The following is a 16,644-nucleotide window of genomic DNA, read 5'->3' on the forward strand; positions in this document are numbered from 1 at the left end:
TCGAGAACCGGCTCCAATTACTTGATTTCACGTCTTTTTCCGGGAGCGCCCCTACGCTCCCGGCAACGCCTTTAACGCTTGTGCCCGGTGTCCAGCCTTCGTTCCATATAGATCGAATAGCGGGACATGCCGAAGCAGAAGATCCAGAAGATGAAGCCTGCGAAGACAAGCCCGGTCATCGGGGTCTGTGCTGTTGCCCAGTTTGCATCCGCAAAATTCTGGCGGATGATGCCGAGCAGGTCGAACATGCCGATGATGTAGACGAGGCTGGTATCCTTGAAGAGGCCGATGAAGGTGTTGACGATGCCGGGAATGACCAGCTTCAACGCCTGCGGCAGAACGATCAGCCCTGTCTTTTGCCAGTAGCTCAGCCCCAGCGAATCCGCACCTTCATATTGCCCCTTCGGGATCGCCTGCAGGCCGCCGCGGACAACTTCAGCCATATAGGCCGAAGCAAAGAGCGACACGCCGACGAGCGCGCGAAGGAACTTGTCGAAGGTCATGCCGGCCGGCAGGAACAGCGGGAACATGACGCTTGCCATGAACAGGACTGTAACCAGCGGAACGCCACGAACGGTTTCGATGAAGATGACGCAAACCATCTTGACGATCGGCAGGTTGGAACGCCGTCCGAGTGCCAGGACGATGCCCAGAGGCAGCGACACGGCAATGCCCACAAAGGACAGGATGAGCGTAACCATCAGCCCGCCCCAGAGCTGCGTCTCGACACGAGCCAGCCCGAAATACCCGCCGTAAAGCAGGAAGAACGAGACGATTGGCAGGACGAGGAACAGCAGGATCGCGTTCGCCACCTTGAACGGTGCCCTGGGGATCATGAGCGGGATGAGCAGAGCAAAGCACATGACACCGACGAGAATGACCCGCCAGCGCTCCGAGACGTAATAGCGGCCGAACAGGAACTGCTCGTATTTCGCGCCGACGAACGCCCAGCACGCACCGGTCCAGCCATCCGGTTGGTTTCCGCCCTGCGCAACGGTTGCGCAGAATGTGCGGTCCGTTCCGGTCCACTGGGCATTGATGAAGAGCCAGTTGAGGAGCGGCGGAATCGTAAAGATCACGATTGCCAGACCGGCAATCGTCATGACGATGTCTGCTGGCGTTGCCAGAAGATTGGTGCGCGCCCATTTGATGAAGCCGCGCTCGCCCGCAGGTGCGGTCTGAGCGTTGACCATTTCGGCGCGTACGTAAGAGAGGTCGTGTTCCTGCATGATCCTACCTCTCCACCAAAGCCATTCTGGAATTGAACCAGTTCATGAAGAGAGACGTCAGCAAGCTGATGCCGAGATAGACGACCATCCAGATGGCGACGACTTCGACCGCCTGCCCGGTCTGGTTCAGGATCGTCCCGCCGACAGCCACCAGATCAGGATAGCCGATGGCGATTGCCAGAGACGAGTTCTTGGTCAGGTTCAGATACTGGCTGGTCAGCGGTGGAATGACGATGCGCATCGCCTGGGGAATGACCACCAGACGCAGCACCTGCCCCGGACGAAGCCCAAGCGCGAACGACGCTTCGGATTGGCCCTTGCTGACGCCCAGAATGCCCGCACGCACGATCTCGGCGATAAATGCCGCCGTGTAGAACGAAAGCGCCAGATAAAGAGCCAGAAACTCCGGTTTTACCTGAAAGCCGCCGGTCAGATTGAAGGTGGACTGTTTCGGCAAATCGAAGGTTAGTGGGAAGCCCGCCAACGCATAGGCCAGCAAAGGCAGGCCGACGATAAGCCCCAGCGACGTCCACAGAACCGGGAACTGCTCACCCGTCGCCTGCTGGCGCTTGCGCGCCCGGCGAATGACGAACCATACCAGTGCGATGGCCAGCACCAATGCCGCGCCGATCAGCCACGCCCCCTCACCCCAGATAGCTTTGGGGAAGAAGAAGCCGCGATTGTTCAGATAGGCATTGAAGGGCAGTTCGTAGCTTTCACGCGGTATCGGCAGAACCGAGATGACGCCGAAATACCAGAAAAAGATGACGAGCAGCGGCGGGATGTTCCGGAAAACCTCCACATAGACCATGCAGATTTTGCGGATGAGCCAATTTTTGGCAAGCCGTCCGATACCGACCAGAAAGCCGATGATCGATGCAGTCACGATGCCGACGGCGGCAACCAGAAGCGTGTTGAGCAATCCGACGAGCAGCGCACGCGAATAGCGCGCATCCGACGTATAATCGACCATGCTCTGGCTGATATCGAAGCCGCTGCGACCGTTGAGAAAGCCGAAGCCGGATGAAATATTGGCGCGTCTGAGATTTTCGACGGTGTTGCCGACGATCCAGTACACACAACCAATAATGACGGCGAAAAGTAGAACCTGATAGACGAGGCCGCGAATTTTGGGGTCGTTCATAAACGACGCGCGCGGGCTATCGGTACGAGGAGCAATTTCTTGCGAAGCCATGAAATCTCCTGTTGACGGAGACCGGGAGGCGCGGACGCCTCCCGGACCGGCGCTGTCAGATCAGATCAGCGGATCGGCATGGCGTACTGGAGACCACCCTTGGTCCAGAGGGCATTCAGGCCGCGAGCGATTTTCAGCGGGCTGCCAGCGCCGACATTGCGCTCGAAGCTCTCGCCGTAATTGCCGACATTCTTGACGATATTGACGACCCAATCATTGTCGAGGCCGAGATCGGCACCGAGCTTGGAATCAGCTTCCGTTCCCAGAACGCGCTTGATGTCCGGATTGGTCGAGTTCTTCATTTCCTCGACATTGGCCTGCGTGATGCCGAGTTCTTCGGCCAGAACCATCGCGTAGAAAGACCATTTCACGACGTCGAGCCACTGGTCGTCACCCTGACGAACGGCAGGTCCGAGCGGTTCCTTGGAAATGATTTCCGGCAGAACGATATGATCGTCCGGCGCCGCGAGCGTCAGGCGAATCGAATACAGGCCGGACTGATCGGTCGTGTAGGCATCGCAACGGCCTGCGTCATAAGCCGCGTTGACCTCTTCGAGCTTTTCGAAAACGACCGGATTGTATTCGAGGTTGTTGCCTTTGAAGTAATCGGCAAGGTTGAGCTCGGTGGTGGTGCCTGCCTGCACGCAGACCGAAGCGCCCGAAAGCTGAAGTGCGGAGTTCACGCCCGGCAGCTTCTTCGCGTTGATCATGAAGCCCTGGCCGTCATAGTAGTTGACGCCGGCAAAATTGAAGCCGAGCGACGTATCGCGGCTGAGCGTCCAGGTGGTGTTGCGCGACAGAAGGTCGATTTCACCGGACTGCAGGGCCGTAAAGCGCTCCTTGGCGTTGGTCGGCGTGTACTTCACCTTGGTTGCATCGCCGAAGATCGCCGAAGCGACGGCGCGGCAAAGATCGACGTCCAGACCGGTCCACTCACCCTTGTCGTCAGGCGCGGAAAAGCCGGCCAGACCGGTGTTGACGCCGCATTGAACGAAGCCCTTGGCTTTCACATCGTCGAGCGTAGCAGCCGACGCAGCGGATGCCGTGAAGCCCATCACGGCAGCCCCCAAAAGCACTTTTACTGAATTTTTCATACCCATTGACCTTTTCTGTTGTTCAGGACGAATCCTGTTTTTTTCGTGCGAGAGGCATTCCGTTTCGGCCCACTTCCAAAACAGGGCATCCGGGTAAGGGACGCGCGGCTCTCTTCACGAAATGCATCGAAGGCGATTATTCCAGTGAGGTCAAGTCTAATGATCCAAAGAACACCTGTTTCAGACCATCGTAGCAGTGCCGCAGCGTCAGCTCCGATACGGCTTTCGGATGAGGCTGGCATGCAAAACTGACCATGCTGGATGAACGTCCCTGCGCTTCGCCGGTTGGCAAGCGGAGATCGCCGCTTTATGCCTTTCGGTCGGGCTCGGACCAAACAGGAAAAACGACATGGCGAAACGCGACTTCAGCAAAATGGGCGTCAATACGAGGCTCGCGCATTCGGGCAACGACCCGCAAGACTATTTTGGCTTCGTCAATCCGCCTGTCGTACACGCCTCCACGGTGCTGTTTCCCGATGCCGCGACGATGGCCAATCGCAATCAGAAATACACTTACGGAACACACGGGACGCCTACCACCGATGCTTTGACGAGTGCTGTCGACGAGCTGGAAGGCTCGGCCGGGACGATCGCCGTTCCATCCGGCCTCGCCGCAGTCACCGTGCCGCTTCTCGCCTTCCTGTCATCCGGCGACCATGCGCTGATCGTCGATTCCGTTTATGGGCCGACCCGCCGCTTCGCCAACACGATGCTGAAGCGGCTGGGCGTCAAGGTCGAATATTACGATCCGACCATCGGCGCGGAGATCGCATCGCTCATGCGTCCCAACACGAAGGTCGTCTTCACCGAATCGCCGGGCTCGAATACATTCGAAATGCAGGACATTCCGGCGATAGCGAAAGTGGCACGCGCCGGCGGCGCAGTCGTCATGATGGACAATACATGGGCGACGCCGCTCTTTTTCCGGCCGCTCGACCACGGCGTCGATATTTCCATACACGCTTCGACAAAATATCCGGCGGGCCATTCCGACGTGCTTTTGGGCACGGTGTCGGCAAATGCGCAAACCTGGCCAAAGCTTCTGGAAGGGTTTGACGCGCTGGGCTGCTGTGCGGGTCCCGATGACGTCTATCAGGTTCTGCGCGGATTGCGCACGATGGGTGTCCGGCTCGACCACCACCAGCGCAGCACGCTTGAAATCGCGCGCTGGCTGGAAGGCCAGCCCGGCGTTGCGCGCGTTCTGCACCCTGCGCTTGAAAGCCATCCGGGCCACGCAATCTGGAAGCGCGACTTCTCAGGTTCGAGCGGCATATTCTCCATCGTGCTCGAAGGCGGCGGCACGAAAAAGGCGCATGCGTTTCTGGATGCGCTGTCGATCTTCGGCCTGGGATATTCCTGGGGCGGCTATGAAAGCCTTGCCGTTCCTGTGTTTCTCGGCGACCGTGAAATTACCGGAAAATCCTATGAAGGCCCGCTTGTACGTCTTCAGATCGGACTTGAAGACGTCGCAGACCTCAAGGCCGACATCTCCACCGCGCTCGATGCGGCACGCAAGGTGGACGGCTGATTACTTCGCCCTGACGCGAACGGGGACCGGCTGATAGACGACCAAGGGCCGGTTCCATGTGTCGAAGGATGCGCGCTGGTCGCGCCGCGCTGCGCGGCGGTCCAGATCGAGCCGCTGCAGGCATTCGGCGAAGGCATCGTTGCGCTTGTTGAAGCCGTAGGATCGGCATTCCGCTTCGTCGGCGGCGCGGCGTTCTTCCGGCGTCATCGTGGTGCAGGCAGTAATGGCCAACGCCAGGCCCAGAATCGTCAAAGAAACAGCTCTCATATCATGCCTCCTCGAATGCCGCGCGCAATCACGCGCAGACTGAGCTTCGAATCTGGAGTAATAATGGCATATTTTCAAAGCGTCTCGACTTGAAATCATGCGCTTCGGGCTTCGTTCGATTGGGCCAGCGCGACCTCGGCAAGCTGACGACCCGGAATGCGTTAAGGGCTTTTGGCTTGCCACCACCCGCCAGGATTGAGTAGCCTTAATTGTTTCAACGAGAGATGTCGTTTTGCTTCGTCTCATTTCTGATGCAGGAGGCACATGGCTCCCGATCGATCCGACCTCGTTACAGTTGGCCGCGCTTATGGCCAAATGGAAGCCGGTCTAGCCTTCTCGCTTCTGGATTCCGCCGCCATTCCCGTTGTAGCGCAGACGCGGCAGACTGCATCGGTGGCTTGGAACTACATGTTCGGGCTGGGCGGCATCGCGATTCTCGTGCCCAGATCCGACAGCGAGGCTGCGCTGGCGCTTCTTTCCGATTTCAAGCCAATGCGCCCGCGCCCTGGTGTCTGGCGCTTGCTTTTGGCCGTCATCATCTACCTGTTTTTCGGCGTCCCGCCGCCGCCATCCGGTTATTTCGCCGTCAGCGCACCTGCAGTTTCACGCAAGGAGACTTGATCGCCGCGACAGGAGAAATGTCCGTGCTTACAATCATGACATTCCTATTCGCCGGGTTTATCGGCAGCGTGGTTACTTCCGTCAATGGTTAGAAGCAGAAATGGGACGAGACACTATGAGGATCAGACGGTTCTTCGCTGGGATGATCGATATCGTCCTGCTCGTTGCAATAGCCATTGCGCCCATTTGGTACTCTCTCGTCAATTTACGTGATTTGATGGCATCGCCCGTAGGTGAGCCGCCGTCGCTATTGATGCTGATCACCTTCATTTGGGCGGCTGCGGTTCTATTGTTCTATTTCCCGATCTTCGAGAGCAGCTCATTGCAGGCCACTCCTGGAAAACTGATCATGTCGCTTAAAGTCGTACAGGCGAACGGTCAGCGCCTGACACGCATGCAAGCGATATATCGCGCGCTGTTCGGACCGCTCTTTGTGTTCATGCTGCCAGCCCTACGCAGCCAGTTCTCCGGTGGGGCCAAGGTGATCGAACGGGGCGACTAAAGCGAAACGCTTGCCTCACGCCGCTTCGTGCGCTTCCGCATAAGCCTCGTTTAAAAAGCTGCAACAAAATCGCATTGACGCGTTGCGTGAGAAATTCCTTGTGGCAATCACTTTTCAGTACACAGATAACAAGATAAGCGTCAGCACTTGAATTCTGTCTGCCTCCCTCCTTAATCCGGCTTCCCTTAATCAATCAAAGTCTGTGCAAGCAGTGCGTGTCATTTCGCTTACGACAATCCCGCCACGTTTCGAAGCGGTCGGATCGACCCTGAAAAGTCTGGTCGATCAAGTCGGACAGATTGACGAGATCCATCTTTATGTGCCGAAACGTTACCGTCGTTTCCCTGACTATGGAGGCGAACTGCCTAGTGTTCCGGCTGGTGTGACCATCGTAAGGCCCGAAGACGATCTCGGCCCCGCTTCCAAAGTTCTCTTTGCGGCACGCTCCCTGCGCGGCCGCGATGCGCAGATACTCTTCTGCGACGATGACCGCCTCTACCGTCATGATTGGGCCGCAACACTCTTTGACGCTCAAAGTGAGCGGCCAAATGAATGCGTGGCGCTTTTCGGCAAGGATTTACGCGTGGATTTTGAACGTCCTCGCCAGCCAAGGGCGATCAGGGACAAGAGCAAACTTGACTACCGGCTGAAGCGCTTCAAACATGGCCTGGCGTCGATTCTGACGACCAAGGCAATCCCGGCCCCCGGACGTATCGTTGTCTCCAGTGCGGGATATGCGGACGTGCTGATGGGTTTTGGCGGTGCTGTGGTTCGGCCGCACTTCTTCGACGATTCGGCCTTCAACATTCCCGATATTCTCTGGACCGTAGACGATTACTGGCTATCCGGCCTTCTGGCAGCCAAAGGCATCGGCATCTGGCTACCGGCTGGCCTGGAAAGGCCAGGCTGGACCGACGCGAACGAATTGGACGCCCTGCTCGACGCGACGATCGACGGCGCTGGCCGGAGCGAAGCGAACACACGATGCGTCCAATACATGCAAGACAATTTGGGAGTCTGGAGACAACAGGCCGCCGAGGTTGTGTCTTCATGAGAAACGTTGCCGCCGTTATCTGACGCACGCTTGGCGGCAATACGTGACGCAATCTTGAAGTCGTTTACCCTACGTGGGACAACGGAGCGATGACCCGCCTGTCGATCGCGTTCGCCCTAATACTGTTTGTCGCCCCGACGAATGCCGAGGAGGAATTGCCCGCCTGCAACGCCCTCGCCGCAAGGCTTCTTGATCTGGGCCATGAGATAGACCCGTCGGAGCTCACGGCAGCAAATGCACCTCCCGATTTGGTATCGGCTATTTCCAGGCGCCTAAAGCGCGACGAGTTCATCGATTGTGCTGTCCACGCCGAACTCTCGGACGAGTTATTGATGCTTGAATTCTTCGGGGAGACCATACCAGAAGCTCGCGAAAGACTGGGGCGGTGATCTGCATCCCGCTCGCCTAATATCTTCCCAAAGCATGCGGCCGCGCGTTTCGGGCACGTTCGGCTAATCCGGCACGAACTCAGCGCGGTGGCGATCCAGATAATCGAGAAAGCGTTTGTCATGGAGATTGCCGCCCAGGCGGTAGGGCGGATCGTAGGAAAACTGAAAATTGTAGCGACCGTCGTTTTCGATCACCAGATCGCTAACGGTCCAGGCCGACCCGCCCGTCCCTTTCATCGTTTCGGCAAGGCTGGCAAATTTCGCTTTTGTGTCCGGCGACAAGCGGAACGACACTTTTTCCAACGAACCGTCTGTATTTCGAGCAATCGCGAACGAAATACTGCTGGTCACGGGCTCTTTCGAAGACCATAGGCCTTCGAAATTGACGACGAGGCGCAGCCACTCGCGGTCGCCCCATTCACCGTCATTGACGTTCGAGACACATTGCGCGACCGCGCGCGCAATGTCTGCCTGCATCTGCAATGCGTCGGTCATGGGCTATTCAATGTTTCCGGTGCCGCAAACATCAGACCTGCCATCTGGTTCATCACTCTTCCTCATTCGTCTTTTGCGCGAATGGAGTAGCAGAGTACAATTTGATGGATTTAGGCAGTACGGGCAAACAAAAACGCCCGTTTCACGTCATCGGTGAAGCGGGCATACGCAAATTCGAGCAGTTTTGGAAACTTGGCGATCCCGACAGGACGACTATATATCAAGAAAATCAGATAGTTAAGATAAAGTGGGGCACCGAGATTCCTCAATGAAATCAAATCCGTAGATTTCGCGTTTGTCCCACCTGGAGTTCTTGCGCGCTGCATTCCTGTCCCACCCAGCGATCAGGACTCGTGCCGCCAAGGTAAGCGCCCGGCTCCAGAATTGGCACACACTCGTTTTCGGGAGCGGGAACGGGCTGATCGATTGCGGCAATGAACCACGTGGTTCTACGATAAATTGGCGGACGCCGCGAGCCATCTGAACCCTGATCCCTAGCGGAAGAAGCGGCGGGCGCAGGCACGCCGCTGCCTCTGTGTGCGAGCGGCAGCAGGATTGGGGCCGTCTGCTGACTGTCCGGTTCTGGTCGGGAAACCAAGAAGCCGACGTTCGGCTAACGACCCCATTGCTGACGTCCATAAATGTGAGACTCCTATCTGAAACCGGTCATCATTTGAGTTCGACGTGATGATCTGGACGCCATTCGTAGACAGCATCGGGCTCATTCTCCTCGTTCTGCGAGCCATTGCGAAGCTCCACCAGACGAAAGCCGTACCGCTCATAAAATCTCCGCGCTTTGATGTTTCGCTGGAACACATACAACCGCAATCCTACCGGATTGCTCTCTATCGCGTTCGTAAGCAGAAGTGAGCCTACCCCGTAGCCCTGTGAACCGGGCGCGACGTAGAGGTGTTCGAGTTGGCCACATCGGACAGCAGAAAATGCCACTGGACCAGCTTGCGCTGTGAGAGCAACGATCAGTCGGCTACGTGGGAGCACGATGTTTTCCAGCCAGTACGACATCTCCGATTCCTGATAGAGCGATGGCAGATAAGGCATTGCCACTTGCCGAAACCGCAAGAAAATTGTTGTCAGCGCGCCTATATCGTTGGACGTAGCAGGTCTTAGTTTGATCTTTTGCATTGGAAAATTGATATCCGAGAAGGCTGTTCAAAGGCCACAGTTAAGATTTCCTACACCGTGCCGGTCATTCCGGAACCGACGCTGCTAACGACGTCGGTTTCTAAAAAAGGCGGCATTCAAAAGCGGGCGGTTGCGTAGAATGTCTGCGATCGAAATCAGCCGTTGGGGTACAGCCATGATCCGAACCGACCGCCAAGTGATTGCGGAGCTTCAGGCAGTCATGCAACGCATGCAAGAACTGGGAATGACGACTACCCAAATGCAACGCTTCTTCGATGCAGGGGAATGGTTGCTCTGTTTCGAAGGAGCCTGGATGCTTGTCCGAGCCAATCCTCACCACGCATTGAAATTGAATTGTTCCTATCTGGCGTTGGAGACGTACTTCGCCGATGATTTAATCTGATGGTGTTGCTGCGCTCTCCGCTCGCAGCAACCTAAAATTGGATATCGCTCGGGAAGGAGATCGCATGGGATATGCGCAGGAGATGGCGGATCGTATGCCGCCAACCATGGCGCTGCCGCAGGAGTTTCATGCACTGTTCGAATGGATGGAGGCTAACAACTTTCTGATGCCGAGCAACGCCTATCCCGGTGACAGGTTGGGTCTGCTGGGACCGCGAGACGACCTTGAGAATGAGCGCCTTACGTCGATCCTCTTCCGGGTCGCGACGAGCGAACAGGCGAAAGAACACGGCGAGGCGTGGTTTGGGGAAACTGTTCCGGATATCCAAAACACGCTTGTTCCTTTCGCACGCACCGGAGGCGACGGTTCCTACGCAGCCTTCTGGCTCGATGACGCGGGCTGCCAGCGGATCGTGCATCAGGGCTCGGAAGGACTCGTGTGCCTTCTTGGTGAGACGCCGCTTGATTTCCTGCGCCTTCTCGCCATCGGATACGAGGAAATCAGCGGCGACGGTCTATACGGTCCAGACGCACCGCCGCGCAAAGTTGGCTTAAACCAGTCCTACCGAGCTTGGCTGACCGATCAATTTGACGCCGACATCCCAAAAACCGCCTCGCAGGTCTTGGGCAAGATACCCGACGCGATGGCGGATACCTCCGACGATGCTTTTTGGCTCTGGGTACGGAAATATCAGAATGCACGGGACGGAGAATCAGCGACGTAGGGAATGCTGCGTCACACTTGCGTGGTCTTTGAAATTCGTTGTTCACGCCACGACGCGGAAATTTGCGAGGACAGGTTGGCCGTTGGTTTAAATGGTGAGGCACTTTCGCGCCATAGCGGTTATAAGATGACTGGCTCCTTTCCACTCCGATCGAGCCGATCCGGGTCCTGCGTACGCTACGATCGGCGAATGGCAGTAGCCGACCTCAACTCAGTCGCTCGCCGCAGAACTCGGCCGCACCGAAAGCGGTCATTCTGCATCGTTCCGTTAGTGGCTACAAGACTGCTGAAGTAGGGCCGCTGTCTTGATGGTTTGCAAGATGTTGATGCCAGTCACCCTCCATATGTGCGCGCGTAATAGTCACGCCACATCTCATCCAGAATGAAGGGATGTCCGGCAGGCGCGGTCTTTTCCTCCACGCCGCAACCGTTGACGGTGCAGTAAAACGCCTGACACACTGGATGCCTGAAGCCGGAGGTGGATGTCTCGTCGATCAGGTAGTCGGTAAACATGGCGTCGAACGCGAAGTTCCCTGCATCACCATAATCGCAATAAAGAGGCGTTAGCACCATATAGTCCCGAACGTCCTTCGGGATCAGATTGAAAAATTCGGCATGACATTTCGCGTCGTCGCCACAGGCAAGAAAGGTGATATTGTAGATCTCGAAGACGTTGATGGAGGGTATGGGCGCATCCTCCAGCCCGGCATCCCATACAGAACGCGCTGCATCGACATATTCGACGAAGGATTGCCGGATGTCTTCGCCAAGGGCGTATCGAAACTTCCATACATCTGAATAGACATTGCCCGCTTCACACTGCCGAAGCTTCTGCGCCACACCTTCACCGAGACCAAGTGACAGACAGCGTTCAGGCAGCGCAAGTGCCCACTTGTCCGCCGAAACGCTACGTCTCGCGCACATGTTCTCGACATAGGCGGGGACCTGTTGCACGCACCCTGCCTGCAGGTCTTGATCTGATATCTGAGCAAAGCCCACTGAACCGTGGCATGCAAGGGCAGCAATAATGACAAAGCAGCGTCTGATCAAACTCTTGTAGAAAAAACTCATCCCACCTTCCCATGTGCGAACTGGTCCGCCTACCTCAAGGGACCTCTCCCAGTTCTCTCACGCTGGAGATGGAGGAACGAACCACTTTGTCGGTATCGGACTTCTACCACATTGAAGGCGGCTCGGTCCAAAGGTGATGGCTACACTGTGAGCATAGGTCCAGATGAGAAGCCGAAGAATTCGCCGCGCAACCCATTCGAAATTGCAGCTCCAGCGCCGCATCGCCGCTACCAACTCCATTGCAGCCAGTGGGAGTTATTTTTGGAGAGCCCAAAAGCAGCCGTTCTGACCTGAACCCCGGACATCAGCCTCGCACCCCCATTCCGGTCGTTCGACTAGGCTTGGCGCTGTTCGAAAAGCGGACACTATCAGATCACCAAGCGTACAACCGCGTCGGGTGGTGTTGGTCCTGCGCCTGGGTTAGTGGAAGCGTGATGCCTGCTGTCAACCAGACCGTGCCGTTGGCGCCCACACGAGACGCACAAATTGGCACAGTTTTGAGCGATGCGGGCCTATCGGACATGGCCACTGTGACATCGTTGATTTTTCTCCGCTCTTTGGAGGCGAAATTATCGAACGAATTCAAAGCATAAGGTGGACAACGCAAAACCGGAGACCCGACGATGTATTTATAATATTAATAGCGCTGTGTGACATGGGCGAAATATCATGAGCGACCTGGTTGAACGCTTCCTAGAAACGCACGGCCCTCGCCTATCGAGCGAGGTCGCGGAGTATTTGGTTGTCACACTCGGGATTTCACCGGTAGCGGCGCGAAAACGGGTGTCAAGGCTCGCTGGCAATGTGCGGCGCCTCGGCTACATCACCTTTCCCCGCAAAGCCCGGTACATGTATCTCGAACAGCAGTTCGGCTCGCCCCAGTATTGGGAGAACCTGGTCGAAGCTCTCATGCTGACCAAGTCCGCCTATGGCCATGCCATTGCGGCTTTGAGGCAGCGCGGCGGCACGGTGCCCGAGCGGCTGTTTCCGATCGTGTGCGGCTCGCCGGTGAAGCAGCTCAAACATCTGTCCGCCGAGAGCGTGTTGAAGCACCTCATTGAGGCTGGCCTATTGCAGCGTGTCGCACTGCCAGGACTCGGAGACTGCATCGTGATCGTGCAGGCGGAGGGCTACTACAACGGCCTCGCCGAAATGGTTCGCACCCGTCTCATCACCGAAGGTTTCCTGCTCACGGCTGTAAGCGATTGGCTGAAGAAGCTCGGGATAGTGAGCTACGGAAAGGTGGCGACCCGCGACGGAGACGCTCTGCCTCGCGTGGGCACGTTCGCGTGGGACTTAACCGCGCCGTCCTATCTCGGCCCGATGGTGAAGTCCGGCAAGGAGGGCAAGGACAAGCCAGGGTTCGTCGTGTGCGACGTGCATTTGGGGGAATATGCCACAGTCGAGGGCGTTCGGCCGTTCGTCACAAAGTGCAAGACCTTGCGAGGACTTCGCAATATCGGACCGTGCCTGCAGATATTTGTGACCGGAGGCTATAGCAGCGAAGCTTTCAAGCTGCTCAAAGAAAACGGCATCGTGCCGGCAACACCCGCCAATCTCTTCGGCGAGGAAATCGCGGCCGGTTTGAAGCAGCTTTCAACTGTCCTGACGAAAGCGGCCGCGCTCTCGACGATTGACCCGACGGCGTTCGATGAGCTGTTCAGCAAGTTCGGCAAGATCGAGGGCGCCGCCAACCAGCTCAGAGGCACCCTGTTCGAATACCTGGCCGCAGACATCTTCCGCAAAGGCGGAGCGCATCAGGTGCGCATGAACCGGATATTTAAGCAGGACGCCAAAGAAGCCGAGGCAGACGTGATTGCCGTGCGCGATAACCTGTCGCTGACCTTCATCGAGTGCAAGGGCCACTCCCCGTACGGCGAAACGCCGCATGACGAAGTCGAGAAATGGCTGCAGCACAACGTGCCGATTTTCTTCAAATCCGCGAGGGAGCATGACGACTGGAAAAACCTACCGGTTCACTTTGAATTCTGGACGACCGCGCCCCTGACCGAGGAGTCGATTCAGTTCCTTGAAAAGGCCAAGGCATCGATCAAGCCGACGCGCTACACCATTGGGTGGCGTCTCGGACCGGAGGTTCTGACAATTTGCAAGGGGACGAAGGATAACGGCCTAATCAACGCGTTCCGGAAGCACTTCATGAAGTATAATGCAAAATCGGCAGCGATTGCCCAAGCCATCTGGCCGTAAGGGTCCAACTCATGAACGACTATCGCATCGGCATTGAGCAAAACCTCGCTCCCATCGCGCCCGCGCAAGCGGGTTCGTTCTCCCACCCCGGTGCGGACGTTGGCTTGAAGCCGTGTTTACAGCTTGGGAAATAATTGCCTGCCGACGCCTTTGGGGCCGAAAGGGGCCTGTCAGCTTCCAGGCAATGGTCGTCGGAAAGCTGCCCTTCGGGTTCCAACCCGTTTCAGTACTTACTGCCCAGATCGAGCTGTCCCAAAAGCTGACATCCACCGCCTCGAGTGTGCTAGCCACCGTTTCATGTTAAAAGACAGTGGATATGGTACGACACCTACGTCTATAGGTTAGAGGTTGCCGTAGGTGTAAAATGACAAAAACTCGAAGGCGCCATTGGCTTTGGGTGGCGTTCAGCAAAGAGATGAAGCTTCTCTACGGGTGTCTCGTTCACAGCGCCGAGCCCGAAACAAATATTCCTGAAAATGAGAAGCGTAAAACTGCAAACTTCGACGGGACCGAAATCGAAATAATACAGGCGCTCCTCGACGATCAGGAAGCCAAATTGTTTGCAGATAAAGTTCGTACCCAATCGATTTTAGACCTTTCCCAGCAGAGCGGCACGAACATCGCGTTGAGCGGTTCCCGTCACAGACTTGTTGACGGATTCGGACGCCGCGCCCGTCCAATGGAAACCTATGTTGGCGCAGAGCAGGCCAAGCTTTCAGACCATGGATGGCATCAGGTTTTAGATTTCCTGAAGGATGCAATTGGCGTCGATTTCCGCCGAACTTCCGATCGTCTCGGCGCTTTTGATCTTTATGACGTATCAGACACCAATGATGACAATCCGCGGGTCGAGTTTAGCGTCGAACGGAACGATTCGACCAAAGATTTATCCTACCCGGAGGAATTCAGTCTTTCTGCTGATGGCGCAATAGCAGAAGGCTGCTCGGTCCATGTCGAACTGGAACTCGGAGCGGAGCTGGTTTTCTCCAAGTTGATTGCCTTACGGCCTGCGGTGTCGGCGACAGTGACGGCGGTCCCGTTCGATCATTACAAGATATCTGTCTTTGATCCGTCAGGCATGCTGGTCCAGTTCGATGAGCATTCGCTTCTTCTCCGTATCGGTCTCAACATGTCTGCGATGGGACCAACGCTCGCTATCAACGACCCATTGGCTCGCTCGACGCAGGGACGTGGATCGAAACTGCATGACCGCGCATCGAAAGTTCGGACTCGATCCACGAGCCGATCGATCATCGGCGCGGAAAACGATACGGCCTTCGAGATCCACCGAACCACCATGCGGGCGCTTACGCATCGGCTGGTGCCCCCATCAGGCAGCGACCGCTGGTTTCAACGAGGCATCGCAGAGGAAGTCGGCGTCATCGCTCACTTCAACAGTTTGCTGGATGGCGCGCGCGTTAGCGCCGGCACGATCGTCGATCCTTACTTCGGGATCGATACGCTGAAGCGGGTCATTTTACGGCTCGAGAGCCTGGACATCGATCTGACCGTCGTCACAAGTCTGCTCACATCTGACCCAGAAACAAACGAACCAAATCCGGACCTGCTCAATGAACTGCAAACGGTGCTGCGTGACCTTCGAAGCGACGGCATCCCCAATGCCGCCCGTCGGCTAACGGTCCTCAACCTTGTCGATGGACCGCGACAGGCATTCCATGACCGCTATCTTCTGCTCACGCCTCACGAGGGCGAACGTGAGGTCTATCTACTTTCCAACAGCTTGAACCGTATGGCGGGCAAATGGCCGTTCTGCATGTCGAGGCTGGAAGGAGCTGCGGCGCGCGACGCAGCGCTTTACATCGATGGGCTTACCTATGGGCGGGACATTTCCGGCTCAACCCATCTTACGACGACTTTCCAATGGTCCCCCAATGACGGACGATAGAGCCGACCCAAAGCTGGCGCCTGGTGTGCTCGGAGCCGCCGCTTGGCTGATGGGGCGCGAGGGCGAGGGAGACGCCAACCTTCTACAGCGAGCTTATGTCACAGGACTGCTGCGAAAAAGCGGAGCCGGAGGTCTCTGGAAGTGCGATGGCTCGCTTCTGAAGCGCCTTGTCAGGCATCGTGTGCGTTCGGGCAAATTGCCGAAGTGTGGCGCTGTTCTAATCGGTATCGGCGAGATGATTGCGCTTAGCCATGCGGATGAAGATGAGATCGAGAGCATCTTGGGTCGGCTGTTTCGGCGCTCTTATCCGGAAACGACCCGACTGCGTTTCCTCCGGCAAGCGCTCGATGTCGTCAGGCCGAAGAAAATTGTACCGCGATCATCGTCGTCAACTCTCTACGAGAAGGATGAGCTTTCAATCATGGATTGGAAGCAGATCACCTTCGCAGATCGATGGATGCGGCATCCAGAGCCACTCAGCTCAGTCTTCGGCTATGGACTGCGTCTTATCGTGCGTGTGCTACTTCGCAACGATCCGGCACGGTTACGATGGTTTGTAAGCGAAGCGGACAAACGCGGTCTTCTAACTGCAACTATCTCCGCCGTGGGGGAGGCCTGCTACTGGAACGAAAAGACAGCTAAGCAGGCATTCAAAAGTGGTGTGCCGCTCTTCGTCGGCTTCGGGGTGGTGTCAACCGGCGCGGAATTCTGACCCCATATCGGCGTCCAATATTCACCCCCTGTAGACGATCAGCGCTTGGCCTGCCCGGCGCTGGCCGGGGTTGCAGAGGGTAGGCCAAGTGCGGGTGATAGGTA

At 56.8% G+C, this 16,644-nt stretch carries 17 protein-coding genes; 10 read left to right on the top strand and 7 right to left on the bottom strand.

The window, feature by feature from the left end; translation table 11 throughout:
- Positions 1–71 precede the first annotated feature (71 nt).
- The 3 genes from ABFT80_RS08095 to ABFT80_RS08105 form a co-directional block, all read right to left on the bottom strand.
- On the bottom strand, positions 72–1,229 hold the full coding sequence (locus ABFT80_RS08095; RefSeq protein WP_347971361.1) for an amino acid ABC transporter permease: 1,158 nt from the start codon (positions 1,227–1,229) through the stop codon (positions 72–74).
- A 4-nt stretch (positions 1,230–1,233) separates the two neighbouring features.
- Positions 1,234–2,424, bottom strand: coding sequence for an amino acid ABC transporter permease (locus ABFT80_RS08100; RefSeq protein WP_347971362.1), 1,191 nt, complete (start codon positions 2,422–2,424; stop codon positions 1,234–1,236).
- A 65-nt stretch (positions 2,425–2,489) separates the two neighbouring features.
- Complete coding sequence (locus ABFT80_RS08105) at positions 2,490–3,518, bottom strand: amino acid ABC transporter substrate-binding protein (RefSeq protein ID WP_347971399.1); 1,029 nt, start codon at positions 3,516–3,518, stop codon at positions 2,490–2,492.
- Between the two features lie 349 nt (positions 3,519–3,867).
- Between ABFT80_RS08105 and ABFT80_RS08110 the strand changes: the two genes are divergently transcribed.
- Positions 3,868–5,046 (top strand): cystathionine beta-lyase, encoded by a 1,179-nt coding sequence (locus ABFT80_RS08110; RefSeq protein ID WP_347971363.1) that lies wholly within the window; start codon positions 3,868–3,870, stop codon positions 5,044–5,046.
- Here ABFT80_RS08110 and ABFT80_RS08115 read toward each other — a convergent pair whose 3' ends face one another.
- Complete coding sequence (locus ABFT80_RS08115) at positions 5,047–5,313, bottom strand: hypothetical protein (RefSeq protein WP_347971364.1); 267 nt, start codon at positions 5,311–5,313, stop codon at positions 5,047–5,049. It abuts the gene before it with no gap.
- A gap of 264 nt (positions 5,314–5,577) precedes the next feature.
- Between ABFT80_RS08115 and ABFT80_RS08120 the strand changes: the two genes are divergently transcribed.
- The 4 genes from ABFT80_RS08120 to ABFT80_RS08135 all read left to right on the top strand — a co-directional run bounded on the left by ABFT80_RS08120 (position 5,578) and on the right by ABFT80_RS08135 (position 7,879).
- The gene (locus tag ABFT80_RS08120; RefSeq protein WP_347971365.1) at positions 5,578–5,934 is read left to right on the top strand and encodes a putative signal transducing protein; all 357 of its coding nucleotides are present in this window, start codon (positions 5,578–5,580) and stop codon (positions 5,932–5,934) included.
- Positions 5,935–6,049: 115 nt separating this feature from the next.
- Positions 6,050–6,436 (top strand): RDD family protein, encoded by a 387-nt coding sequence (locus ABFT80_RS08125; RefSeq protein WP_347971366.1) that lies wholly within the window; start codon positions 6,050–6,052, stop codon positions 6,434–6,436.
- 211 nt (positions 6,437–6,647) lie between these two features.
- Positions 6,648–7,490: a glycosyltransferase family 2 protein gene (locus ABFT80_RS08130; RefSeq protein WP_347971367.1), complete on the top strand. Its 843-nt coding sequence runs from the start codon at positions 6,648–6,650 to the stop codon at positions 7,488–7,490.
- An 89-nt stretch (positions 7,491–7,579) separates the two neighbouring features.
- Positions 7,580–7,879: a hypothetical protein gene (locus tag ABFT80_RS08135; protein ID WP_347971368.1), complete on the top strand. Its 300-nt coding sequence runs from the start codon at positions 7,580–7,582 to the stop codon at positions 7,877–7,879.
- A gap of 63 nt (positions 7,880–7,942) precedes the next feature.
- On the opposite strand, the gene ABFT80_RS08140 is transcribed toward ABFT80_RS08135, so the two are convergent.
- Both ABFT80_RS08140 and ABFT80_RS08145 read right to left on the bottom strand, forming a co-directional pair.
- Positions 7,943–8,374, bottom strand: a complete 432-nt coding sequence (locus tag ABFT80_RS08140; RefSeq protein WP_347971369.1) for a hypothetical protein — start codon at positions 8,372–8,374, stop codon at positions 7,943–7,945.
- A gap of 669 nt (positions 8,375–9,043) precedes the next feature.
- Positions 9,044–9,517 (bottom strand): GNAT family N-acetyltransferase, encoded by a 474-nt coding sequence (locus ABFT80_RS08145; RefSeq protein WP_347971370.1) that lies wholly within the window; start codon positions 9,515–9,517, stop codon positions 9,044–9,046.
- 139 nt (positions 9,518–9,656) lie between these two features.
- Here ABFT80_RS08145 and ABFT80_RS08150 point away from each other — a divergent pair, with 139 nt between their 5' ends.
- Together ABFT80_RS08150 and ABFT80_RS08155 are read left to right on the top strand one after the other, a co-directional pair.
- Positions 9,657–9,920 carry a hypothetical protein gene (locus ABFT80_RS08150; protein ID WP_347971371.1) on the top strand — a complete coding sequence of 88 codons (264 nt, stop codon included), beginning with the start codon at positions 9,657–9,659 and terminating at the stop codon, positions 9,918–9,920.
- A 64-nt stretch (positions 9,921–9,984) separates the two neighbouring features.
- On the top strand, positions 9,985–10,644 hold the full coding sequence (locus ABFT80_RS08155; protein ID WP_347971372.1) for a hypothetical protein: 660 nt from the start codon (positions 9,985–9,987) through the stop codon (positions 10,642–10,644).
- 332 nt (positions 10,645–10,976) lie between these two features.
- Here ABFT80_RS08155 and ABFT80_RS08160 read toward each other — a convergent pair whose 3' ends face one another.
- Positions 10,977–11,714 (bottom strand): hypothetical protein, encoded by a 738-nt coding sequence (locus ABFT80_RS08160; RefSeq protein ID WP_347971373.1) that lies wholly within the window; start codon positions 11,712–11,714, stop codon positions 10,977–10,979.
- A 669-nt stretch (positions 11,715–12,383) separates the two neighbouring features.
- On the opposite strand from ABFT80_RS08160, the gene ABFT80_RS08165 reads away from it, so the two are divergent.
- The 3 genes from ABFT80_RS08165 to ABFT80_RS08175 all read left to right on the top strand — a co-directional run bounded on the left by ABFT80_RS08165 (position 12,384) and on the right by ABFT80_RS08175 (position 16,540).
- On the top strand, positions 12,384–13,922 hold the full coding sequence (locus ABFT80_RS08165) for a hypothetical protein (RefSeq protein WP_347971374.1): 1,539 nt from the start codon (positions 12,384–12,386) through the stop codon (positions 13,920–13,922).
- A gap of 415 nt (positions 13,923–14,337) precedes the next feature.
- Complete coding sequence (locus ABFT80_RS08170) at positions 14,338–15,828, top strand: VPA1262 family N-terminal domain-containing protein (protein WP_347971375.1); 1,491 nt, start codon at positions 14,338–14,340, stop codon at positions 15,826–15,828.
- A gap of 49 nt (positions 15,829–15,877) precedes the next feature.
- Complete coding sequence (locus ABFT80_RS08175; protein WP_347971376.1) at positions 15,878–16,540, top strand: hypothetical protein; 663 nt, start codon at positions 15,878–15,880, stop codon at positions 16,538–16,540.
- Positions 16,541–16,644 lie beyond the last annotated feature (104 nt).

Source organism: Foliimonas ilicis (assembly GCF_039939195.1).
Lineage (GTDB): Bacteria > Pseudomonadota > Alphaproteobacteria > Rhizobiales > Rhizobiaceae > Foliimonas > Foliimonas ilicis.